Source organism: Vibrio sp. 1580 (assembly GCF_033340055.1).
The window spans coordinates 1-898 of sequence record NZ_JAWOVT010000123.1 but is presented as its reverse complement, the minus strand read 5'-3'; the positions used below and the strand labels follow the sequence as shown (position 1 = coordinate 898).

The window sequence follows — 898 nt, the reverse complement described above, 5'->3', positions numbered from 1 at the left end:
TAATATTATTAATACCTTCACCAGCAGATTTTACCTTTAACCTAATATATAAACCACCTTGTTTATTAACAGGAAGCAAGGGGTTTAATATTACTTTATGAAACAAGAAGTATACCGTAGCTAACTTTATAAACCTTTCATGCCTCTCTATTTTTGATTCAACATCGAACTGTTCTAAATTAACAAGATCCTGGTGTACATGTCCTTCATAAATGTTATTCGGACACTCAAATGACAGTACTAAGTCATCTATCTTAAACGCATTATGTAATAAGTTAGAGAAATCCGGCTTTCCTCTAAAACCATCTTTACACATTTTAATAAAGTTCATATTTCTATCTCTTGTTCTTTAAATATGTATCAATATCTTTTAAACGTTTACTAGCCATGTTAGTACCAGACATCATCAGTTGTCTTCGATAGGATTCAACACCAAAATAGGGTAATGTATGGGACCTCTGCATTCATCACCAATCCTAAAAACTTACAGCAACGGACGAGACTACTTGTCGACAATGGAGTTTGCCTCGCAGCAATGTTGGGGACAATATCAAAAGGGTTAGTCCTGGTTTTCGTGTAATTAATCTTCAAGCCAAGCTGCTGTGCACTTTTCCCTATCTTCGTTGGGTATGCGCCACCTGCGTATGAACTCCCATTAATGTCGCTGCTTTCTCATAATCATTCAGCATTCCATTTACCGAGGCGTGAAGCGTGTTAACTTGATGTGTAGAGCGTGCCTGAGCATGATCCCACTCAGCCAAAAGTAACTCCGCTTCCTCGTTACTCAGTGTTCCATCGTATTCACTTCTTCTACCTTCTATTTTTTTCACATGGTACATCTGGGTTCTTTGTTCTGGATGTCTTCCGATCTCCTTGCCATGCAAGCTTTCATCAAATG

The 898-nt window shown here is 38.0% G+C and carries 2 pseudogenes; both read right to left on the bottom strand.

Going from position 1 to position 898, the window contains the following annotated elements:
• Positions 1–331 (bottom strand): annotated as a pseudogene (locus R7093_RS24460) (DNAase); the annotation flags it as partial.
• Positions 332–614: 283 nt separating this feature from the next.
• A pseudogene (locus tag R7093_RS24455) lies at positions 615–898 on the bottom strand (hypothetical protein); the annotation flags it as partial.